Below are 22,179 nucleotides of genomic sequence, written 5' to 3'. Positions count from 1 at the left end.
TATGTTTAAATTGTGGTAAATGGGACGGCTACATGGAATGAAGGTTATCGTTCTTACCCGGGGAGGTCTCACAGACATCCATCAGGAAATCCGAAGGATGGAGTAAAGCTTGCTGTGAGAAGTCAGCCGAGGCCATAGTACCAGGATTTTTTTTTCTGGGAAGGGCTGAACAATCGTAAGTCTTAAGTAACGACTCAGAAGGAGGTCGACGTGTGAAAGCAGAATACCGAAAGGGCTGCCTGCAAAGGGATAGTGCGGAACACAAAGAGTATGCAGGAGCGCAGAGCGTCGAGGCTCGGAAAAGGAGCGAACAAGGCGGTGCTAAGGACCTGTTGGAGGAAATTCTGGATAAGAGAAATCTGTTCGAAGCCTACAAAAGGGTCAAGGACAACCGCGGAGCACCTGGCATCGATGGAATGACCGTCGAGGCGGTACTGCCATGGTTGCAGGAGAATGTGGAAGAGCTCAGGCAGAAGATCCGGGAAGGGAAGTATAAACCCGACCCGGTTCGACGCGCAGTGATTCCCAAACCAGATGGAAGCGGCGAACGCATGCTGGGGATTCCCACGGTCATTGACCGAATACTCCAGCAAGCCATTGCCCTCAAACTGACCCCGATCTTCGAATCGGTGTTCGCGGATGAAAGTTATGGTTACCGACCGGACCGGAATTGTCAGAAGGCCATGGCGAGAGTCAAGGAGTATGCAGACGAAGGCTACATCCATGTTGCAGAAGTAGACTTGTCCAAATACTTCGATACACTCAACCACGAACTGCTGATGAATCTTGTTCGTCAGCAGATCCAGGACAAACGAGTGACACAGCTCATAAAGAGTTATTTGAAAAGCGGAGTCATGGAAAAAGGGGTGGTCACCGAAACGGAGGAAGGTTCACCGCAAGGCGGGCCGCTCTCCCCCCTGCTGGCTAATATCTACCTGAATCAATATGACTGGGAGATGAAGCGCAGAGGGGTGGCCATTGTTCGGTATGCCGATGACATCGTGGTACTGGCAAGGAGCCAGCGAGCCGCCGAGCGTCTGTTGGAATCCAGCAGAAAGTACCTGGAAGAGAAGCTGAAGCTAAAACTGAATCAGGAAAAGAGCCGGGCCATCAGTATCTATTCGAGGAAGTTCAAGTTTCTGGGCTACGCCATGGGCAAGAATAAGAATGGAAACTACATACGAGCCCATAAAAGCTCCCTGAAGAAAGCCAGGCAGAAGTTGAAGGAGAAAACCAGGCGCAACCGGGGAAAGAACGTACGAGAAGTCATGAAAGAGGTCAAAGCCTATATCACAGGCTGGCTGAACCACTACTACATCGCTTCAATCAAGAACACGCTGATTGAGTGGGATAAATGGCTTCGAAGACGACTGAGAATGTACATCTGGAAGCAGTGGAAGAAACCCAGAACAAGGGTGGATAACTTGCGGAAACTGGGAATCCCGGCATGGCAAGCCTACCAGTGGGGAAATTCCAGGCTGGGATATTGGCGTATTGCCGGAAGTCCGGTCTTGGCACGCTCCATAACAAACGAAAAGCTCGTACAGGCAGGATACTTTGAAATCCTTAATCAGTACGAGCGAATGCGTAAGCACTAAAGCGATTGAACCGCCGTATACCGAACGGTACGTACGGTGGTGTGAGAGGTCGGTAGCTGAATTAATCAGCTACCTCCTACTCGATTGCTGTTCTTTGCTGTTCTTTGCTGTTCTTTGCTGTGTCATGCAATGTCCGACTGGAGTGGATCCACCCGAAGCCTGGATCCACCCGAAGCCTGGATCCAACTAAAACCCGGATCCAACGAAAGCTCGGATCCAACTGAAGCCTGGATCCATCCGAAGAAGGGATGGGATCCACTTTCATGCCAGGCAGTATTCCGTCAAAAACGAAACCCTCATTCGAAGGGACTGCCGGGTGACTGGGGATTGAAGCGCGTAGACGATCTGGATGGCCTGAGGCGGAATTACTGATGATTCTGAATTTTTATACGATTTCTGATTGAGCTCTATGCATTGTGGAGGCGGGAGCGGTATGAGTCGGAGCTCATTCCGGTCAGTCCCGGTATCCCTGGGGATGCTGCCGGTGCCATTGCACGGCGGTGCGAATGAGAGCCCCGATGTCATCGTAAGCTGGTTTCCAGCCCAGTTCCCGCCGGATCCGATCAGACACAGCTACCAGGCGGGCGGGATCGCCGGCTCGGCGGGGTCCGGACTGAACGGGAAATTCCCGGCCGGTCACCGCCTGGATTGCCCGGATGATCTCTCCATTGGAGAAACCGCTGCCGGAGCCAAGGTTGAAGACATCTGAAGGGTGACCGGCACGCAGCGCATTGAGAGCAAGAAGGTGGGCATCGGCCAGATCCTCAACGTGTATATAGTCCCGGATGCAGGTTCCGTCGGGGGTGGGGTAGTCCTGGCCGAACAGCGTGAAGGGCCGGTTCTCCAGGGCTGCTTTGACAGCCAGGGGAATGATGTGGGTTTCCGGCCGGTGATCCTCTCCGATGGTTCCTTCCATCGAGGCTCCGGCAACATTGAAGTAACGCATGGACAGATAACGCAGGCTGCCGGCCTGTGCCGTCCAGTGGATCATTCGTTCCATGGCCAGCTTGGATTCACCGTATGGATTGACCGGTCGGGTCGCAGTCTGTTCCGTGATGGGATCCGTGCCGGGATCGCCGTACACCGCAGCGCTGGAAGAAAATACCAGGAATCTGGTGGAGAATTCGTCCATGACTTCCAGCAGGCGCTGCGTATTGCAGACATTGTTGCGGTAATAGGCCAGGGGGTTCTTCATGGACTCTCCCACTTGGGAACTGGCAGCGAAATGAATGACAGCCTCAATGGGATAACGCCGAAAAATATCCCGTAAAAGGGCCTGATCGCCGATATCACCGACAATCATCCGGGCATGAGGATCCACGGCCTGGGCATGGCCAGTGGACAGGTCATCAAGCACCAGAACATCCTCGCCTTCCCGGACCAGCCGTCGGACAAAGTGAGAACCGATGTAGCCGGCTCCGCCGCAAACTAAAACAGACATAACTGAACCTCCTTCTCCCTGACTGCCGCCCCAAAGGGGCAGTCTATCCCTCTCATTCTATCAGGTTTCTTTGAATCGGATCGATCGGTCGGGTTATTTCGTCCCAGAGTTTCTCCCGAAGTTTGTGCCCTGGTGGTACAGGGGTCTGTGCTGCGGCACTGTTTATTCCGGGGTGATGGGGCGTGGTCAATGGGATGGTTTAGTTATGTATAAATATTCATTTTACAGTTTTTTCCTGATTCATTCGATGGATGTGAAACGTTGATGATGTCTTATGGTTATTATTGTTGAATTGTTAATTTACAAACGTCTCTGTTTAATAAAAATACTTGTGATCTTTGCTACGCCTCTATTTTTTTATCAAGGTGTCAATAAATATAAACGTTTCTTGAATAATGTTACTTAAAGGTTTACAATTTAGCTATCACTGAGGCGGCTGTATCAATGGATTTCAGCGCTCAGACTAATTTAGGGGGGAATAACATGTTAAAACGTCTGTTATCATCCGCACTGGCACTGTCCATGGTCATCGGATTATCCGCTTGCACCAAGCCGGCAGAAAACACCACCGCCGGAGGCACCAGCACAGGAACCAGCGCAGGAACCCAGCCGACCGCGTCAGGAACCGGCTATGAGTTCGCTAAGCTCGAGCCCGGCAGCTTCCACATCGGAATCGTCACCGGAACCGTATCCCAGGCGGAAGATGAGCAAAGAGGAGCGGAAGCTCTCATTGCCAAGTACAAGAAGGTAGAGGACGGCGGAATCATCAAGCACGTCAACTACCCGGACAACTTCGACCAGGAACAGGAAGCTGTGATCCAGTCCATCACCTCACTGGCCAACGATCCGAAGATGAAGGCCATCATCGTCAACCAGGCAATCCCCGGAACCGTTGCGGCTTTCAAGAAAATCCGCGAAACCAGAAAGGATATCCTGCTTCTGGCCAACTCCTCACAGGAAGATCCCAAGATGATCGAATCAGCAGCTGACATCGTGGTTGACCCGGACAACGTAAACCGCGGCTACCTCATGATCTGGGTTGCCAAACAGCTGGGCGCCAAGAAATTTGTCCACATCTCCTTCCCGCGCCATATGTCCATTGAACTGCTCTCTCTGAGACGCAAGATCATGGAAGAAGCCTGCAAGGATCTCGGACTTGAATTCATCAGCGAAACCGCACCGGATCCGCTGTCCGACGTTAAGGTCGCCGGAGCCAAGAAGTACATCCAGGATCAGATGCCCGCATGGGTTGAAAAGTACGGCAAGGACACCGCGTTCTTCTGCACCAACGATGCTCAGACCGAGCCGCTGCTCAACCGGGTTGCTTCCCTGGGAGCAATCTTTGTGGAACCGGATCTCCCATCTCCGATCATGGGTTACCCCGCTGCTCTTAACATCGACCTGACCGCGGAAGCTGGCAACTGGCCGGCCATCCTGGCCAAAGTCGAAGCCGCTGTTGCCAAGACCGCCGGAAACGGACGGATGGGAACCTGGGCTTACTCCTACGGATTCACCGGATCCGAAGGTATGGGCGAATTCGCCAAGGGCGTTCTCGAAGGCACCTACAAGTATGATTCCAAGGAAGACCTTCTGAAAGCCTTCGCTTCCGTTACTCCGGGAGCTGAATGGAACGGATCCAACTACATCGACCAGCAGACTGGCGAAACCAAGACCAACCACGTCATGGTTTACCAGGACACCTACGTCTTCGGAAAAGGCTACATGGGAGCTACCAAGCAGACCGTTCCGGAAAAATACCTCAAGATCAAGAACAACTAATCAATCCTGGTCTCAATTCAATGCATGGACGGCTCGGATGAGCCGTTCATGCAGTATTTATGTAAGAGAGGTGGAAGCATGTCCTCACAGAAAGAACTTCTTCGTCTGGAGGGAGTCGGCAAGGAATTTGACGGTAATCGAGTCCTGAGAGACGTCAATTTTACTCTCCATGAAGGGGAAATCCTTGGGCTGGTCGGTGAAAACGGAGCCGGCAAGTCCACCCTGATGAAGATCCTGTTCGGGATGAATGTCATCCATGAAACCGGAGGCTTCGAGGGGAAAGTATTTATCGAGGGAAACCAGGTGAAATTTAAAAGCCCCGACCAGGCACTGGCCGCCGGCATTGGAATGGTCCACCAGGAATTCTCCCTGATTCCGGGCTTTACGGCGACGGAAAACATTCAGCTGAACATGGAAAAGACCAAAAAGAACGTGGTCTCGTCGGTTGCCGGCAAAAAATTTGAAACCCTGGACCGCAAACGAATGGAAAATGAGTCCCAGTCTGCCATAGACAAACTGGGTGTCGATATCAGCGCAAAAACCTATATCGCGGAGATGCCCGTCGGACATAAGCAGTTCATTGAGATCGCCCGGGAAATCAACCGGGAAAACGTCAAGCTGCTCGTTCTGGATGAGCCCACCGCCGTCCTGACTGAATCAGAGGCCGTCTATCTGCAGGAAGCCATGCGCAAACTGGCGGATATGGGCATCGGCATTATCTTTATTTCTCACCGTCTCCACGAGATCATCACCAGCTGCGACAAGATTGTCGTGCTGCGGGACGGCATCGTGGTGAAGGAAACCCCGGTGGAAGGCGTCAGCGTCCGCGACATCGCCGAGTGGATGGTTGGACGCGGAGTGGACGAGTCAGCCCGTCACGTGGCTCGCCGGGAAACGGATAAGGATATCATCATGGAAATTAAGAATCTTTGGGTCGACATGCCCGGAGAAACGGTGAAAAACGTCAATCTGAACATTCGGCGGGGCGAAATCCTGGGCATCGGCGGTCTGGCCGGCCAGGGCAAGATTGGTCTGCCCAACGGCATCATGGGCCTGTATCCGGCCGGTGGCGACGTTCTGTTCAAAGGCAAGAAGCTCGACTTCACCGACCCCAAGGTTCCCCTGCTGGAAGGCATCGCCTTCGTCTCGGAGGACCGGCGCGGTGTCGGTCTGCTGCTGGATGAAGCGATTGACTGGAACATCGGATTCAATGCCATGCAGGTCCAGGACAAGTTCATCCGCCGACTGGGACCCATCCGGCTGCGGGATGACAAGGCACTGAAAGAAACGGCCCAGAAGTATATCGAACAGCTTGAGATCAAATGCACCGGACCTTCCCAGCACGCGCGCAGCCTGTCCGGCGGCAATCAGCAGAAAGTCTGCCTGGCCAAGGCCTTTGCCACCGATCCGGAGCTCCTGTTCGTATCTGAACCCACCCGAGGCATCGATGTCGGCGCCAAGCGCCTGGTGCTGGAATCCCTGGAACGCTATAACGCCGAAAACGGCACCACCATCGTTGTGGTTTCCTCGGAGCTGGAAGAACTGCGCTCCGTCGCCGACCGCATTGCCATCATCACAGAGGGCAAGGTCTTCGGCATTGTCCCGGCGGATACCCCGGCAGCCGATTTCGGACTCCTGATGTCGGGTCTTGAAGTGACAGGAGGAGAGTCATAATGGAAAAACTGAATAAACTGAAGGAAAGCTTCGGCCTTCCCAACCTCATCATTTCCGGATTCCTCATCGTGCTGTTCCTTCTGACCGGACCGGCCGGAATCCGTATCGACAAATCCATCACGGACATCCTCTTCCGGTTCGGCATCAACTCGATTATGGTGCTGTCCATGGTTCCGATGATCCAGTCGGGCTGCGGACTTAACTTCGGCATCCCGGTGGGCTTCATCAGCGGACTGCTCGGCTCGGTCCTGTCGCTGGAACTTGGCATTGGGGGAATTGCCGGACTGTTTGTCGCCATGATCATCGGCGCGCTGTTCGGACTTCTGTTCGGCTTCTTCTACGGCGAACTGCTCAACCGCGTCAAGGGCGAAGAAATGGTCATCGCAACCTATGTCGGTTACGTCATCATCTTCTTCTTCAACATTCTCTGGGTTATCCTGCCCTTCAAGAATCCCCGGTCCATCCAAAGCTATGGAGGAAGCGGACTGCGCCAGACCATTTCCCTGGAAGGGGTCTGGAAGGCACTGTCGGATCCCGTTACGGTTGATCCGCTGTCTGCCCGGCCCGACGCCCTCCCGGTCATCCGGATCAACAATTATCTGCAGATCCCCATCGGCATGCTGCTGGTCTTCATTATCATGGCGGCGCTGGTCTGGTTCTTCTTCAAAACGAAAATGGGCACGGCCATGACGGCAGTGGGATCCAACCCGGACTATGCCCGGGCAGCTGGAATCAGCATCAATAAAATGCGTACAACCTCCGTCATGTTTTCCACAGCGATTGCCGCCGTCGGCCTCATCACGTATCAGCAGAGCTTCGGCTTCATTGAAATGTATGGCGCGCCCCTGGGCTTTGTATTCCCGACCGTCGCTGCCGTCCTGATGGGCGGAGCTTCCGTCAACAAGGCCACCATCACCAACGTGGTGGTGGGAACGCTCCTGTTCCAGGCACTGGTCACCATGACGCCGTCGGTCATCAACTCACTGATCAAGATCGACCTGTCTGAGATCATCCGTGTGGTCGTAACCAACGGACTGATTGTCTATGCGCTGACCAGAAGGAGGAAGAAATAATGAAATCAAACCGCTTTCAAAAAGGTCTGATGTCTGTGGCCGTTCCGGCCCTGTTCCTGATCATCAGCGCCCTGGCGATCAAGCCCTCCGGACTGCCGGTTGAGTACATCGCTGAGCAGGTCATGATCCGCATGGTGCGTAACTCCTTCCTGGTTCTGGCGCTGCTGCTTCCCATCATGGCCGGCATGGGCATCAACTTTGCCCTGTCACTGGGGGCCATGGCCGGACAGATCGGACTCATCACCGTGCAGGGCCTGGGCATGAAAGGCCCTGAGGCGCTCTTTGCCGCAATCCTGATCTCCGTTCCGGTAGCCCTGCTGCTCGGCATCTTTGCCGGCCAGGTTCTCAACCGGGCCAAAGGCCGGGAAATGATCACCTCCATGATGCTGGCCTTCCTGATCAACGGAGTCTACCAGTTTGTCATCCTCTACATTTTCGGATCCTCGATCCTGCCCTTCAACGCCAACCGCAGCATCATCCTGTCCAAGGGCGTCGGCGTGCGCAATACCCTGGAGCTCACCAGCTCCCAGGCGTTTGACAAGCTGGGTGACAGTTTCCTGACCAACCTGCTCGGTTCGCCGCTGTATATCGGGAACTTCAAGATCCCGTTCTTTACCATTCTCCTGATCGTCCTGCTCTGCCTGTTCACTGTCTGGATTACCCGGACTAAGCTCGGACAGGACATGCGGGCGGTCGGACAGGACATGGAAGTAGCCGCCAACTCCGGCATCAACGTGGACCGGACCCGGCTCTGGGCGATCTCCATCTCCACCATTTTGGCCGGAATCGGTCAGATCATCTACCTGCAGAACCTGGGTACCATGAACACCTATACGGGTCATGAGTCCAGCGCCCTGTACTCCGCAGCCTCCCTGCTCATCGGCGGTGCCTCCGTCGCCTCGGCCGGCATTCTCAATGCCATCCTTGGTACCGGACTGTTCCACACACTGTTCGTCCTGATGCCGCCGGCTGCCACGACCCTGACCGGAAATTCCATGATCGGGGAATACTCCCGCATGGTTATTTCCTACGGCATTGTAGCCCTGGCCCTCGTTATGCATGCCCGACGCAAAATCCGGGAAAAGGAACTCGACCGTCAGGCCTTCCGCGGCCAGGGAACCCCTGTCGCTCCCAAGAAAGCCGAAGGGTAATTCCAAAGCCAACCGAAGGTTCCTGCCTTCTCCAAAGACCCATCCGCTCCGCTGCCTGCAGCGGAGCTTTTTCGTTCTCCGACGCAGCATCATGCTTTGAAGCGGCAATATGCTTTGAAGCGGCAATATGCTTTGAAGCGGCAATATGCTTTGAAGCGGCAATATGCTTTGAAGCGGCAATATGCTTTGAAGCGGCAATATGCTTTGAAGTAGCAACATACTCTGAAACAGCAACGTAGTCCGAACGGCAACCTACTCCGAAAACACTACTCTTCTTGGATTATTTTTCTGTATTCTGTTCGTCAGCATCTGTTCCCGTTTGCGCTGAAAAGGCATCACAGAGGGAAGTGCTCCGGAAGGCTTAGTGTAAAGTTACTGTAGGTCGAAAATGAAAGAGAATAAGCCCAAGTGCTAGAATGTTAGTAACAACAACAAACAAACTACACGAAAGGACTTATTCTCATGCCTATCTTAACAGATTTCAACTCAATGTTCACCTCTCTCAGACAAGGTTTTGATTCAAGAATGGCAAGCGGTACCCTCACCATGGATCAGGTGGTCCAGGAGACTCACGAGCTGACGGATCGGATTGCCCGTGAGCAGATCCAGGATTATGTTCAGGTACTCGATGAGCGCCTGAGGAACTCACAGTTACGCAAAAAGGATTACTCCATCGAACGGCGTAATCAAACAAAAACCATCGCTACTACAGCCGGACCTGTGGTCTTTGACCGGACGTACTTTCGGGATAAAAAGACTAATCACCATGTGTGTCTGGTGGATCGTCTTCTGGGCCTTGAGCCCCATCAGAGAATCAGCCGGGAACTAGCCTCGTGTCTTCTCTCCAGTGCTAAAGATATTTCTTACCAGGGGACGGTGGAGCGCTATGCAAGCAGCGGAATTACCAGCCGCACTACGGTAATGAATCTGGTCCATCGACTGGGGAACATTGAGTCTTCTGAGGGACCCCTGCCTCAGAAAAAAGTGGTATCTCGGATCTATATTGAGGCCGATGAGGATCATGTAGCTATGCAGGACGGTTCCAATCAGCAGATGCGGCTGATCTACGTCCATGAGGGGCAGCAGAGTGTCGGGAAGAGACGCAAGGCCTTAATGGGTGTACGTCGATTTGCAGGCTTCTACAAGGGCAACTCGGATGAACTGTGGTACGAAGTGTTCGATTACCTGAACTCGGCTTATGAAGTGGATAAGATCGAGGAAATCTCCTTATCAGGGGATGGGGCGTCCTGGATCAAGATGGGTGCCCAGATTCTGCCTCGATGCAAGCTCTATCTGGATAAGTTCCACCTGGAAAAGGCCCTGCGCCAGGCGGCAACGCCGATTGATTCCTACAAAGGGACAAAGGATGAATATTACTGGTACCTCAAAGACGCCATCAGCATGGACTCCCTTGAGGACATCAACACATTCTTCGAATCAGCGGCGGGATTGCCGCTTAAAAAGACCCAGGAAAAGAAGTTAGGCGAGATGAAAACCTATCTTTTGTCCAACTGGGAATCGATCCAGAACGCGGCCAAGTCGGGCTATCAGGGCTGCAGTGCGGAAGGGCATGTCAGTCATGTGCTTTCCTCACGGTTATCATCACGCCCGATGGGGTGGAGCACAGTAGGTGCTGAGAATATAGCGCGCATGCGAGTTTTCGTCCTCAATGGCGGGGATCTCATGGGCTACTTCGCTGCCAAAGAGAAAGAAAAGAAGAAGGAAGCCCGACTTTTGAGGCTGGAAAAACGGATCGTGAAGAATAGCCGGGTCTACCCGGTAAAACAAGGTTCAATCAGCTATGCAACGCCTCATTTTGGGTGGTATAAATCGTAAAACCCGGGCTACTTGGAATCCGCACGGCAGGCCTATTCAATTTTTGAACCGAAAGTAAGTTGACACTATCTCCGGAAGGTAGATCATTGACAACTCAAGAAAATATTGTCATAATCATTAAGTTGAGTTGTCAATGATTCGGCATTCATTGTATGAATAATCCTTGGTACTGGTTTCTAAATCGAGAGGACAAGGATATCCGGAGAACTGACAGCCGGTGAAGGAGCAAGGGGCGATGGATCGATAGCTGCGTTGGCAGCCTGGAATGATTCATTGACGAATGCTGCTGAACGAACAAGACAGGAGGGGACAGTCAATTGGTTAAGACAGAACTGTGCGGGCTGGTGTCTGTGATCCATCGCAAGACCCAGATCTATTTAAACAGTGAACTGAAAAAATACGGTTTGAACTCAGCGGAGTTCGTGTATCTGATCCATATCAGGGAACACGAACCGACGGAGCTGAAATCGCTGGGGGCTCATCTTCGGATGGACGACGCCCAGACGACCCGGGTGATTAAGAGTCTCGAGGAAAAGGGTCTGGTGCGCAAGCTGCGCAGCCGGACGGACCGCCGCGCCTTTGATGTCGAGTTCACACAGGCGGGACGCGACGTCAAGCCGCTGATTCTGGAGGATCTGGATCGATGGGTCAGCGGGATCACCGAGGGTCTGCCGGAACAAGAAGTGGAAGAAATGATCCGTCTGCTCCGGCAGACGGCGCAGCGGGCGGTCAGCCTGACGGAAGGGAAGTGACAGTATGCTAAAAAAATTATTGCCATTTATGAAGAAATACCGCAAATACGCCATTCTCAGTCCAATCATGATGATATTGGAAGTGGCCTCGGATATTCTGGTTCCGGTGCTCATGTCGCGCATTGTTGACGTGGGCATCAAAAACCAGGACATGGCCTATGTGATTCGGATGGGCCTGCTGATGATTCTCCTGGCTCTGTTTGGGCTGTTCATGGGAGTGGTCAGCTCCTTCTTTGGCGCCAGGGCCGGATTTGGCTTTGCCGCCGAACTTCGCAAGGAGGCCTTTGCCCGGATTCAGAACTACTCCTTTGCCAATCTGGATGTGTTGAATCCACCGACGCTGATTACCCGGCTGACCGCCGATGCCGACATGCTCGCCCAGGTGGCCATGATGAGCCTGCGCATGGCGATCCGGGCCCCTTTCATGATGATTCTGGCCCTGATCATGGCTATCTCCTTTAATCCCGGACTGTCCCTGGTATTTGCCGTGGCCATTCCGCTGGTTGTCGTGATCCTGCTGGTTGTTCTCAAATACGCCAACCCCATGTTCCGGGCGATTCAGGAACGGGTGGACCATCTCAACGCGATTGTGCAGGAAAACCTGATCGGAATTCGCGTCGTCAAGTCCTTCAACCGCCAGAGCCATGAGGAGGAGCGTTTTGCCCAGCGCAATGACGGTTTGCGTGATATGGTCCTGAAAGCAGTCAATCTCATCATGGTGCTCATGCCCGTGCTGAATCTGGTGATCTATGCCTGCATCGGCGCGGTCCTGTGGTTCGGCGGTCAGCAGATCATGGCCGGCACCATGCTGCCCGGAGAGCTCATCGCCTTTGTGACGTACATCACGCAGATCATGATGGCTCTGATGATGCTGTCCATGTATTTCATGATGCTGACCCGGGGCACCGCCTCCGCCGGCCGACTCATCGAAGTGCTGGAAACCGAGTCGGAAATCCGCTCCGCCGAGTCGCCTGTAGGCGAAGTCGCGGATGGTCGGATTGAATTCAAAGACGTGTCCTTCCGCTATCCCGGAAATTCCAACGATGTCCTCAAGCACATCGATCTGTCCATTGCCAGCGGCCAGCTCATCGGCATCATCGGCAGTACCGGCTCGGCCAAAACCAGCCTGGTCCAGCTCATTCCGCGGCTGTACGACGCCAGTGCCGGTCAGGTGCTGGTTGGAGGTCAGGATGTCCGGGGCTATGACCTGGAGACACTGCGCCACAGCATCGGTATGGTGCTTCAGAAGAACACCCTGGTCACGGGGACGATTCGCAGCAATATGCAGTGGGGTGATGAAGCCGCCGCCGATGAGCAGATCATCGAAGCACTGCGCCGGGCTCAGGCCTGGGAATTTGTCTCCCAGTACAGCGACGGGCTGGACCATCCCGTGGAACAGGGCGGCTCCAACTTCTCCGGTGGTCAGAAACAGCGCCTTACCATTGCCCGGGCCCTGGTTAAGCAGCCCCGGATTCTGATTCTGGATGACTCCACCAGCGCGGTGGATATGACCACCGACGCGAAGCTGCGCCGCAGCTTCCGGGAGAACCTGGCGGATGTCACCACCATCATCATCGCCCAGCGCATTTCTTCCATCGAGGATGCCGACCGCATCATTGTCATGGAAAAGGGTGAAATCGAAAGCCAGGGAACTCATCAGGAGCTCCTGGAGACGTCTCCGATTTACCGCGAAATCAACGAGTCACAGGAAAGGGGGCTGGCCGTATAATGAAACAGAAAATGATGCCCGCCAACCCGCGGAAAACCATTCGTCGCCTGTTATCCTACTATGGCGACCATAAACTGCTCTTCGCCGCCGGCATTATCCTGGTCATCCTGGGCACAGTGTTCCAGGTGGCAGCCAACGGCATACTCAGCCCCATCATCGATGCCGTAACCATTGACCGCAGCCTGCCCCTTTTGACCCGCTATCTTCTGATCATGATCGCCCTGGTGCTGGGCATCGCTGTGAGCCAGTATCTGGGAAGTCTGTTCATGGCCCGGCTGTCCCAGAAAATCATCCATACCATCCGCCGCCAGCTGTTCGCCAAGATCCAGCGGATGCCGGTCGCCTACCATGACTCCCAGGGCCATGGCCGCATCATGTCTTCCTTTACCAATGATGTGGACCTGCTGAGCCAAGCGCTGGAACAGAGTCTGGTACAGGTCATTACCTCCCTGATTACTGTGGTGGGTACCTTTCTGATGATGGTGTTCCTCTCGCCGATGCTGACGCTGGTCATGGTGATCATGATGGCGCTCTCCATCTACCTCATCAAGATCGTGGCCGGCCGCTCGTCCCGCTATTTCCGGGACCGTCAGAGCGTGATGGCGGACATGAACAGCTATGTGGAGGAAATGGTTTCCGCTCAGAAAGTGGTCAAGGTGTTCGGCTATGAAGGCCGGGCCATGACCCAGTACAACGACATCAACGACCATCTGCGCGAATCCGCTTCCCGGGCGGCGGCCTACGGCGTCATGCTGATGCCGCTGATGGGAAACATCTCATTCATTCAGTATGCGGTGATTGCCATTCTGGGCGCCGGCCGGGTCATGGCCGGAACCATGACACTGGGCAATATCTCCGCGTTCCTGCAGTACACCCGCACCGTATCCCGGCCCATCACCATGGTATCCAATCAGATGAACTCCATACTCGCGGCCATCGCCGGAGCCGAACGAATCTTTGAAATGCTCGATGGCAGGGAAGAGGACGTGGCCGGTGAAGTCCGCCTGCAGAACGACTGCGGCGGCGGCCGGGGACTGTGCTGGACTGTTCCGGGCACCGACGGCAGCCTGGAGTATGTCCCCGTGGAAGGCCATCTGCGCCTGAACAACGTCGACTTCCAGTATGTCGAAGACAAACCGATTCTGAAGGATGTATCTCTTTACGCCAAGCCGGGACAGAAGATCGCTCTGGTGGGATCCACCGGCGCCGGCAAGACCACCATTACCAATCTGATCAACCGGTTCTATGAGATTCAGGACGGCGTCATTACCTTTGACGGCATCGACATCCGGCGAATCAACAAAATCGACCTGCGCAGCGTCATGAGCATGGTGCTCCAGGATGTCCATCTGTTCGAGGGTACGATCAAGGAAAATATCCGCTTCGGGCGGCTGGACGCCACGGATGAGGATGTCATCCAGGCAGCCCGGCTGGCCAATGCCGACGGCTTTATCCGCCAGCTTAAGAACGGCTATGATACGGTGATCGGCAATGACGGCACCAGCCTGTCCCAGGGCGAGCGTCAGCTCCTGTCCATTGCGCGGGCGGCCATTGCCGATCCGGTGGTTCTGATTCTGGACGAAGCCACATCCTCCGTCGATACCAGAACCGAGCAGCTCATTGAGCGCGGCATGGATCAGCTGATGAAGGGCCGGACCACCTTTGTCATCGCCCACCGGCTGTCCACCGTCCGGCACGCCAATGCCATCATCGTCCTGGAAAACGGCGAAATCGTCGAACGGGGCGATCATGACGAACTGATGCGCCAGAAGGGACGCTACTACCGGCTGAACCAGGGAACGGAAGAACTCGGATAGACCGGGAGCAAGTTCCAGGTCGACCGGCCTTCACAATGTCAGAACAAAGCCACCCGGAATGCGGAGCGTTCCGGGTGGCTTTTCGAATCGCGGCGAAAGCTGCAGAATATGGCAAAGATCTTAGGAAAGCTGTTTCAGGTCAGATACACTTGTCCGCTGAGCGTGGGATTGCGGTATAATTCAATTCAAGGACAACATTCCGCCGATCCGGTCGAGGGAGTCATCAGATGACTGCCGGACTGAGACGGTCGGCGGAACGGATGAACCAAAAACCATGATTTGAACTGGAATTGATGACCGGGAGGGATTTTATGAAATTTATTTCAACCAGAGGATCAGGCCGGCCCGTTGACTTTGCCCAGGCGATGAAGCGAGCCATGGCGAGTGACGGGGGGCTGTTTGTGCCGGAAAAACTGCCGGTCCTGGATCCGAAGCCTGCGGCGGACAGTTACTGGGAGACAGCGCTGGGCGTACTCCGGGCTTTTGTGCCGGAGCTGGAGGAGGCCGGACTGGCCGGGGCGCTTCAGGAGAATTACCGGGCGTTCCCCATTCCGGTGGTCCAAACGGATGCCGGGACATTTCTGGAGCTGTTTCACGGACCGACCGGGGCCTTCAAGGATGTGGCCCTGACCATGCTGCCCAGGCTGGAGGCACTGACCGGCGGCGGGGAAACAGTCTATGTTACCGCAACCTCCGGGGACACCGGAAAAGCCGCCCTGGAAGCCTTCCGGAATCAGCCGGGCACCAGAATCATGGTCTTTTACCCGGAGGAAGGCGTATCCCATCTGCAGAAACTGCAGATGCAGACGCAGCAGGGTGACAACGTCAGCGTGGTGGCCATCCGCGGCAATTTTGACGATGCCCAGCGGGGCGTCAAGGCGATTCTGCAGGAGTTTTCCGGCCAGGGCGTCTCTTCCTGCAATTCCATCAACATCGCCCGACTCCTGACCCAGATTCCGTATTATTTTGAAGCGTCCAGCCAGCTGGGTCAGCGCGAGCTGTCCTTCCTGGTTCCCACCGGAAACTTCGGCGACATTCTGGCCGGATGGTACGCCAAGGCCATGGGTCTGCCGGTGAAACGGCTGATTGCCGTCACCAATGACAACCGGGTACTGGAGGAATTCCTCCGGACCGGGCGGTATGACCGCCGGCGTCCCTTGGTGAAAACCTCATCTCCCTCCATGGATATTCTGGTTTCCTCCAATGTGGAACGGCTGCTGTTCCACTGCTTCGGCCCGCGGGAAACCCGCCGGTTCATGGACGAGCTGCGGGATCAGGGATTCTATCAGGCGGATCCTGCGGCTTTTCGTGATTTCGACGCGCAGTCTGCCTCCGAAGAGGAGGTGCAGCGAGCGATCCGCACAGTGTATGAGGAAGCCGGTTACCTCATGGATCCCCATACGGCCTGTGCCTGGGCAGCCTGGGACCAACTGGGCCGACCGGCGGATCATGTCATTCTCGCGACAGCCAGCCCCTTCAAGTTCCCGGCGGTGATTCAGGAAGCTCTGACCGGTCAGCGGCAGGAGGAACGGGAAGCCCTGGCGTATCTGTCGAGCCTTGCGCCGGTTCACCCGGCTCTGGCTGGAATCCTGGAGCGGCCCGTGCGGTTTGACCGGACGATTGATCCGCAAGAGATGCGGGAAGAGTTTCTCCGTTTTATGGGAGGTGTCAGATGAAGCTTCGAATTCCGGCCACATCGGCCAACCTGGGCTGCGGGTATGACACCCTGGGCCTGGCGCTGGATTTATACAATGAGTATGTCATCGAACCGGGGGCGCAGGATGCGCTGATCGGAGAAGACCGGGAACTGGCCACGCATATGGTGTTTGGCGCCAGAAATCTGGCCTGCGAAATCCTGGGGCTGGAGAAAGTGCCGTTCCGGCTGCAGGTTGCGGCCGCCATACCCGAATCCCGGGGACTCGGATCCTCCGCTGCCTGCATCCTGGCCGGAGTCTGCGCGGCTCTGGCCCTTAACGGCAGGCCCCTGGAGGACGCGGTGGTCCTGGAGACGGCATCCCGAATCGAGGGTCATCCTGACAACATCGTGCCGGCCTGGACCGGCGCTCTGACCGCTTCCCTGGATACCGGCACCCGGATTCTCCGTCACCGGATCGAGCCGCATCCGGACCTGGTGTATCTGACGATCATACCGCCGTTTGAGTTTTCCACCGCCGGTGCCCGATCGGCCATCCCGGTCATGATCCGGCATCGGGATGCCGTGTCCAACCTGTCCCGGGTCATTCTGCTGACTGAGGCCCTCAGGCAGGGCCAAACCGATCAGCTGCCGGAACTCCTCCATGATGAACTCCATCAGAAATACCGGCTGCCGCTGATCCGGCAGCTGGATGAAGCCTACGGCAGGCTGTGGGATCACTGCCTGCAGCAGGGCGATCCGATCTTCCTGAGCGGAGCCGGTCCCACCTGCATCATCCCCGTCCGGTCTGAACAGGCTTCGGACCTTGCAAATGAGCTAAGTCAGCGGATCCCGTCCTGCCGGATCCTGACCCTGAGGGCGGCGTCTCAGGGGACAGTAATCCTGGCGGAATAGAATATCGAGCGCAGCCAAGGAAAGGGCCAGAGCGGGACAGTCGTTCCGCCCTGGCCCTTTCCAGACATTCCGCGGAGGGAATGATATCAGATTCGGCGGCTGTACTGTCAGGGGAAGAGCAGGGATCGTGCTATACTGGATTTCGAGACTGGAATACAGGTGGTATTAGTATGAATTGGAAATTTTCACGCAGAATCTGGCTGTTTCTGACCGCATCCTTCAGCTTTGGGATGGGGCAGGCCTTCACGATGCTTTTCTTAAATTTTTATTTGCGGGCTCTGGGGATCGACGGCGGCATGCAGGGACTGATCAATGCGCTCCCGGCCTTTGTGTCGGCGGTCATCGCCATTCCGGCGGTGCTGGTTGCCCGGCGGCTGCGCGAGGTGCTGACCCTCAAGCTGGGATCCCTCCTTGCCGTGGCGGGCATGCTGGTGCTGGCTCTGTCCAATGGCGCAGCCATGGCCCTGGCCGGTTCCTTCATCCAGGGGGTGGGCAGTGCACTGGTCATGGTGTCCAGTTCCCCCTTCATGGCGGCGGAAACGACGGAAGAAAACCGGGTTCCCTTATTCTCCCTGCAGATGGCGCTGATGACCGGCGCGGGCTTTCTGGGCAACCTGCTGGGCGGGCAGATCCCGACGCTCTATGCCCGCTACGCCGGCGTGCCGGCTGATTCGCTGGCGGCGGTCCGGGCGGCTATCCTGGTTGCGGTCGTGTTCCAGCTGGTGGGCACCCTGCCGATTTTCCTGATTCAGAACCAGCCCAACCAGCCGGCGGCCTCGCTGAACCGGCTTGACGCGTTCAAGGTGGAAGACAAGGTCCTCATGGCCAAGCTCATAATCCCCAACGTTCTGGTCGGACTGGGGGCGGGGGCCACGATTCCCTACCTGAATCTCTTCATCGAAGCCAAGTTCCGGATTGACTACGGCCAGCTGGGCAGCCTGTTTGGCTGGACCTCCCTGGCCACGGCAGCCACCGTCCTGATTCAGCCCTGGATCGTGCGCAAGCTGGGTCAGATCAAAGCGGTCGTAGCGGTGCAGTCCGCCAGCCTGCCATTCCTGGTCATGCTGGGATACTCCCCGGCATTCTTCCTGGTGGTGTTGTCCCTGTTCACCCGCGGTGCCCTGATGAATGCGGCCGGACCAGTGTTCAGCGCCTTCGCCATGAGCAAGCTCCCTCAGGGTGACCGCCCCATGTTCTCGGCACTCAATGCCATGAGCTGGAACATCGGCTGGGCTCTGGCTGCAACCTTCTCCGGTGTGTTCCGCAGCTTTTTCGGACCCGCCGGTCTGCTGACTGCCTTTGGCTGGCTCTTCGCCTGGACGATCCTTATGTACGCCATGTCCATGGTTCTGACCTATGTCTGGCTGGTTCCGAAGAAGCCCCGCAGGGCCTGAAGAATGTCCAATTGCATCACCGGATGGAGCAGAAAGCAGCTCGATCAGAGGTTCTTAGAGAAATAATCCAAGAAGCGATCCAGGAAGTAACCTAAGTTGGTCTTTTGAAAACCGATGCCGCAGTCACATGATGTTCCCATGAATCAAGGGAGCTGAAGATATTCAACAGAACTGCAAAAAACAGAGACAGGCAAACCCATTGGGCTTGCCTGTCTCTGTTTTTTTGTCTTGGCCGGAGGACCGGCCTGTTTGGTAAGAGGACCGGACAGAGGAACGATCGGATCGATCGGATCACCTGAAAGCTCATTCGGCAGAAAGTTCCTGGCGGCTGATAGTTTCTGGCGGCTGAAAGCTTTGGCATCGGTCGGAGCTTTCTCCATCGGAGAGAAGGACCTCGCTGGTGCAGCCGCGCAGTGATTTATTCCGCCGCAGGAAGATCCAGAATGATGAATTCGGGGAGGGAGAAGTCCGCCACCAGGAGTTTGCGGTGCAGGGTATCATCGCGGTCAAGGAGGACTTTCACTGCTTCGCTGACCTGAATGGAGGCGATGGCGGACGCGGTGAATACCGGGTTGCCCCAGTAATCGGAAACCTTTGTCTGATTGCGGTACAAGTGGTGCAGGGTTTGATCGCCGGGCAGAATCACGCTGACTTGCCCGGTCCACCCGCCGATGGCCCCGTGAATCAGGGGGAGGTTCAGTGCTTCGGCCGCATCCTCCAGGATCAGCCGGGCTTGGATGCTGTCAAGGCAATCCATGATCAGGTCATGACCTGTCAGCAGGTCGGCGGCATTGGCCGCCGTCAGTTCGGTCTGATGCGCGATGACTTCGATGCCGGGGTTGACGCGGTTGATTCGTTCCCTGGCTGCTTCCGCCTTACTCTCACCCAGACGGTCGGGATAGGAATTGAGCTGCCGGTTCAGGTTGGTGGGGACAAAGACATCATGATCGATGAGTGTCAGGCGCCGGACGCCGAGTCTTGAAAAAAACTCCGCTGCGTAGCCGCCCAGTCCGCCCAGACCGACGATGACAACGGCTTTCTGGCGAAGAGCCCGGTTTTCAGCCGGGCTCAGTGCCTGTTCATTCTTTTGATAGCGTTCCATTCTATCCTCCTCCTACCGGGGGAAACAGGGAGATGTAGTCATCGGGCTGGAGGATCCGGTCAAATCCGGCGTCCCGGCCGTTCACGAGCAGAATGGCCACTTCTTCATGGGGGATAGCCAGCGCGTCGATGATCTCGCCTGCAGTCAGGCCGGGATGATAGGGGAATTGAAGGGTCTTCTGCCGGCCTTCCCGCAGGGTCGCGAACAGCTTGACCAGCAGGAAGGTCTGGTTGGCGGAGGATTCGGTGACCATTTATTCCAGTCCCAGCTCTCGGAGCTTTTCGGAGGTAGGCACGCCCTTGTCCCAGCCGCGCAGTTCATAGTATTCGGGCAGCATGACGTCAAGATGGGTGACTTCGCCCTTGGAGGGGCCTTCCGGAATGGGTTCTTCCAGAAGCCGTGGCGGAAGGGTATCCATTTCCGGGGTGATGCCGGCTTTCAGATTGAATACTTTTTCCAGATTCCAGATCCGCTCGCCTTTCTTCAGGAGTTCTTCGGCACTGGTTTCTACGCCGGTTGCAGCGGAGAACATCTGGGCATAATCCGGTGCGCCCAGCGGGAAGGAGGTAAACAGACAGACGCCGAGGGAGTCGATGCAGGCGGTCAGGTCCTGGAAGACTTTCGTCATGGCCGCTTTGTCGGCGGTGGCAAACCGATCCATCTTAACCGGCATGGACAGGATTTCGGGTGAAATAAGGTAGCCGCGGACATGGCAGCCGCCGCGGTTGCTGGTGGCATAGGACAGGCCCTGGCCCTGGACGCCTCTCGGGTCGTAGGCGGGGAGTTCCTGTTTCTTGACGGTCATGGACAGCTCGGGCACACCGTAGGCTTCGCACAGGCGGTAGGAACCGTCTGCCATCCGGGCACCCAGCCCCTGACGCTCGCCCATCCGTTTGGTCCATTCCACGATGGCGTCGCCATCGCCGAAAGCCAGACCGACGCCGTCCAGTTCTTCGTCTTTAATGTAGCCTTTCTGGTACAGTTCCATGGCTGCTGCTACGGTGGCGCCGGCAGAGATGGTATCCAGGCCATACTCGTTGCACCACTTGTTGGCCAGGATGATTTTTTCAAAGTCCTTGACGCCGCAGTCGGAGCCATAGCACCAGACTGTTTCATATTCCGGTCCGCCGCCTTCCCAGCCGTCAAGTCGGACATACCGGCCGCAGCCGATGGGGCAGTGATGGCAGGGATCCCGCCGGACCAGATACTTCTCGGCCATCAGTTCGCCGGAAATCTGTTCGGCATCGTCAAAATGGGATTCCTGGAAGTTATTGGTCGGAAGAATTCCGTTCTCATTGATGATATTGACCAGAACAGCAGAGCCATAGGTGGGCAGGCCGGTGCTGGTAACGCCGTTGGCACGGATTTTCTCAAGAGCGGAGCGGTTGGCTTCCTTCAGTTTCGCGTCATCGGCAATGGGGGCTTTGTTTGTGCCCCGCACGGTGATGGCCTTCAGGTTCTTGGAACCCATGACGGCACCCACCCCGGAGCGACCCGCGGCGCGGTAGACATCATTGATGATGGCGGCCAGAAGGGACTGTTTCTCTCCCGCCGGGCCAATGCACAGGACTCTCGTACGGGGAGATGTTTCCTGGGCCATCAGATCCGTGGCTTCGGAAACGACTTTCCCCCAGAGGTGACTGGCGTCGCGAATTTCGACCTTATCATCCTCAATGGCCAGGTAGACCGGATGGGCCGATTTACCCTCCACCACCAGTCCGTCGTATCCGGCGTACTTGAGCTCAGCGCCCCAGTGGCCGCCGGAGTTGGAGGATCCGATGGTGCCGGTGAGGGGCGCCTTGGTGATGACCATGTAGCGTCCGCCGGTAGGAACTGCCGCTCCGGTCAGAGGACCGGTCATGAAGAATAGCTTGTTTTCCTCGCTCAGCGGTTCCACCAGGGGACCCACCTCTTCATAAAACAGCTTTGTACCCAGTCCGCGTCCGCCGATGTAGTCCATGCAGGTGTTGGGATCCAGCGGATCCACCCTGACTTCACCCGTTGTGAGATTGACTCGTAAGAGTTTTCCAAAGTAACCGTTCATTTTTCCACACTCCTTCATCTGGTAAATTGCTTTACTCCAGATCCTTTCCAAACGCGGGAGGCACAAGGGTTTCCCCCGGTACCCTGACGGTCTGAGCGCATGGAAACAACTCGTTAGCGCGTCAGACTCGGAAGTGGAAATATTCATGGTGAATACATTACTATTTTAGCATGTATCAAGTGAAATGGTTATCTTGAAAACAATTTAGCTGAAAAAACTTCCTTTCACCTAACAGAAAGTC

Annotated in this window: 16 protein-coding genes and 1 riboswitch; of the genes, 12 read left to right on the top strand and 4 right to left on the bottom strand. The window is 55.8% G+C overall.

The features are described 5' to 3' along the window. Nucleotides 1-212 precede the first annotated feature (212 nt). Complete coding sequence (gene ltrA, locus NQU17_11035; protein ID UUM11185.1) at nucleotides 213-1,598, top strand: group II intron reverse transcriptase/maturase; 1,386 nt, start codon at nucleotides 213-215, stop codon at nucleotides 1,596-1,598. 454 nt (nucleotides 1,599-2,052) lie between these two features. On the opposite strand, the gene galE is transcribed toward ltrA, so the two are convergent. Next, complete coding sequence (gene galE / locus NQU17_11030; GenBank protein ID UUM11184.1) at nucleotides 2,053-3,039, bottom strand: UDP-glucose 4-epimerase GalE; 987 nt, start codon at nucleotides 3,037-3,039, stop codon at nucleotides 2,053-2,055. A gap of 483 nt (nucleotides 3,040-3,522) precedes the next feature. On the opposite strand from galE, the gene NQU17_11025 reads away from it, so the two are divergent. The 11 genes from NQU17_11025 to NQU17_10975 all read left to right on the top strand — a co-directional run bounded on the left by NQU17_11025 (nucleotide 3,523) and on the right by NQU17_10975 (nucleotide 18,792). Further along, entirely contained in the window at nucleotides 3,523-4,818 is a 1,296-nt protein-coding gene (locus NQU17_11025) for a DUF3798 domain-containing protein (GenBank protein ID UUM11183.1), read from the top strand. Between the two features lie 78 nt (nucleotides 4,819-4,896). Beyond that, on the top strand, nucleotides 4,897-6,492 hold the full coding sequence (locus NQU17_11020; GenBank protein UUM11182.1) for a sugar ABC transporter ATP-binding protein: 1,596 nt from the start codon (nucleotides 4,897-4,899) through the stop codon (nucleotides 6,490-6,492). Next, a complete protein-coding gene (locus tag NQU17_11015; protein UUM11181.1) occupies nucleotides 6,492-7,565 on the top strand; it encodes an ABC transporter permease in 1,074 nt (357 codons plus the stop codon). Before NQU17_11020 ends, NQU17_11015 begins: the two co-directional genes overlap by 1 nt. Then, a complete protein-coding gene (locus NQU17_11010) occupies nucleotides 7,565-8,716 on the top strand; it encodes an ABC transporter permease (protein ID UUM11180.1) in 1,152 nt (383 codons plus the stop codon). The genes NQU17_11015 and NQU17_11010 overlap by 1 nt, the downstream gene beginning before the upstream one ends. Before the next feature lie 462 nt (nucleotides 8,717-9,178). Beyond that, a complete protein-coding gene (locus NQU17_11005) occupies nucleotides 9,179-10,552 on the top strand; it encodes an ISLre2 family transposase (protein UUM11179.1) in 1,374 nt (457 codons plus the stop codon). Between the two features lie 317 nt (nucleotides 10,553-10,869). Further along, a complete protein-coding gene (locus tag NQU17_11000) occupies nucleotides 10,870-11,304 on the top strand; it encodes a MarR family transcriptional regulator (GenBank protein ID UUM11178.1) in 435 nt (144 codons plus the stop codon). Between the two features lie 4 nt (nucleotides 11,305-11,308). Then, on the top strand, nucleotides 11,309-13,033 hold the full coding sequence (locus tag NQU17_10995; protein UUM11177.1) for an ABC transporter ATP-binding protein/permease: 1,725 nt from the start codon (nucleotides 11,309-11,311) through the stop codon (nucleotides 13,031-13,033). Continuing rightward, nucleotides 13,033-14,850 (top strand): ABC transporter ATP-binding protein/permease, encoded by a 1,818-nt coding sequence (locus tag NQU17_10990; GenBank protein ID UUM11176.1) that lies wholly within the window; start codon nucleotides 13,033-13,035, stop codon nucleotides 14,848-14,850. Before NQU17_10995 ends, NQU17_10990 begins: the two co-directional genes overlap by 1 nt. A gap of 311 nt (nucleotides 14,851-15,161) precedes the next feature. Then, nucleotides 15,162-16,526: a threonine synthase gene (gene thrC / locus NQU17_10985; GenBank protein UUM11175.1), complete on the top strand. Its 1,365-nt coding sequence runs from the start codon at nucleotides 15,162-15,164 to the stop codon at nucleotides 16,524-16,526. Then, on the top strand, nucleotides 16,523-17,398 hold the full coding sequence (gene thrB, locus NQU17_10980; protein UUM11174.1) for a homoserine kinase: 876 nt from the start codon (nucleotides 16,523-16,525) through the stop codon (nucleotides 17,396-17,398). Before thrC ends, thrB begins: the two co-directional genes overlap by 4 nt. Before the next feature lie 170 nt (nucleotides 17,399-17,568). Next, nucleotides 17,569-18,792: a hypothetical protein gene (locus tag NQU17_10975; protein ID UUM11173.1), complete on the top strand. Its 1,224-nt coding sequence runs from the start codon at nucleotides 17,569-17,571 to the stop codon at nucleotides 18,790-18,792. Between the two features lie 418 nt (nucleotides 18,793-19,210). On the opposite strand, the gene NQU17_10970 is transcribed toward NQU17_10975, so the two are convergent. The 3 genes from NQU17_10970 to NQU17_10960 are packed head-to-tail and all read right to left on the bottom strand — an operon-like array spanning nucleotide 19,211 to nucleotide 21,938. After that, on the bottom strand, nucleotides 19,211-19,894 hold the full coding sequence (locus NQU17_10970; protein UUM11172.1) for a HesA/MoeB/ThiF family protein: 684 nt from the start codon (nucleotides 19,892-19,894) through the stop codon (nucleotides 19,211-19,213). 1 nt (nucleotide 19,895) lies between these two features. Beyond that, nucleotides 19,896-20,147, bottom strand: a complete 252-nt coding sequence (locus tag NQU17_10965; protein UUM11171.1) for a MoaD/ThiS family protein — start codon at nucleotides 20,145-20,147, stop codon at nucleotides 19,896-19,898. Continuing rightward, nucleotides 20,148-21,938: an aldehyde ferredoxin oxidoreductase family protein gene (locus NQU17_10960; GenBank protein ID UUM11170.1), complete on the bottom strand. Its 1,791-nt coding sequence runs from the start codon at nucleotides 21,936-21,938 to the stop codon at nucleotides 20,148-20,150. Between the two features lie 26 nt (nucleotides 21,939-21,964). Then, nucleotides 21,965-22,082: riboswitch (molybdenum cofactor riboswitch) on the bottom strand. Between the last annotated feature and the right edge of the window lie 97 nt (nucleotides 22,083-22,179).

Source organism: Clostridiaceae bacterium HFYG-1003, assembly GCA_024579835.1.
Classification (GTDB): domain Bacteria; phylum Bacillota; class Clostridia; order Clostridiales; family Clostridiaceae; genus JG1575.
The sequence above is the reverse complement of the archived record's forward strand: the minus strand, read 5'-3'. Positions and strand labels throughout refer to the sequence as shown.

Excerpts from the sequence above, each read along its gene's own strand:
- galE (UUM11184.1), bottom strand. The coding sequence starts at position 3,039 with ATGTCTGTTTTAGTTTGCGGCGGAGCCGGCTACATCGGTTCTCACTTT.
- NQU17_11025 (UUM11183.1), top strand. The coding sequence starts at position 3,523 with ATGTTAAAACGTCTGTTATCATCCGCACTGGCACTGTCCATGGTCATC.
- NQU17_11020 (UUM11182.1), top strand. The coding sequence starts at position 4,897 with ATGTCCTCACAGAAAGAACTTCTTCGTCTGGAGGGAGTCGGCAAGGAA.
- NQU17_11015 (UUM11181.1), top strand. The coding sequence starts at position 6,492 with ATGGAAAAACTGAATAAACTGAAGGAAAGCTTCGGCCTTCCCAACCTC.
- NQU17_11010 (UUM11180.1), top strand. The coding sequence starts at position 7,565 with ATGAAATCAAACCGCTTTCAAAAAGGTCTGATGTCTGTGGCCGTTCCG.
- NQU17_11005 (UUM11179.1), top strand. The coding sequence starts at position 9,179 with ATGCCTATCTTAACAGATTTCAACTCAATGTTCACCTCTCTCAGACAA.
- NQU17_10995 (UUM11177.1), top strand. The coding sequence starts at position 11,309 with ATGCTAAAAAAATTATTGCCATTTATGAAGAAATACCGCAAATACGCC.
- NQU17_10990 (UUM11176.1), top strand. The coding sequence starts at position 13,033 with ATGAAACAGAAAATGATGCCCGCCAACCCGCGGAAAACCATTCGTCGC.
- thrC (UUM11175.1), top strand. The coding sequence starts at position 15,162 with ATGAAATTTATTTCAACCAGAGGATCAGGCCGGCCCGTTGACTTTGCC.
- thrB (UUM11174.1), top strand. The coding sequence starts at position 16,523 with ATGAAGCTTCGAATTCCGGCCACATCGGCCAACCTGGGCTGCGGGTAT.
- NQU17_10975 (UUM11173.1), top strand. The coding sequence starts at position 17,569 with ATGAATTGGAAATTTTCACGCAGAATCTGGCTGTTTCTGACCGCATCC.
- NQU17_10970 (UUM11172.1), bottom strand. The coding sequence starts at position 19,894 with ATGGAACGCTATCAAAAGAATGAACAGGCACTGAGCCCGGCTGAAAAC.
- NQU17_10965 (UUM11171.1), bottom strand. The coding sequence starts at position 20,147 with ATGGTCACCGAATCCTCCGCCAACCAGACCTTCCTGCTGGTCAAGCTG.
- NQU17_10960 (UUM11170.1), bottom strand. The coding sequence starts at position 21,938 with ATGAACGGTTACTTTGGAAAACTCTTACGAGTCAATCTCACAACGGGT.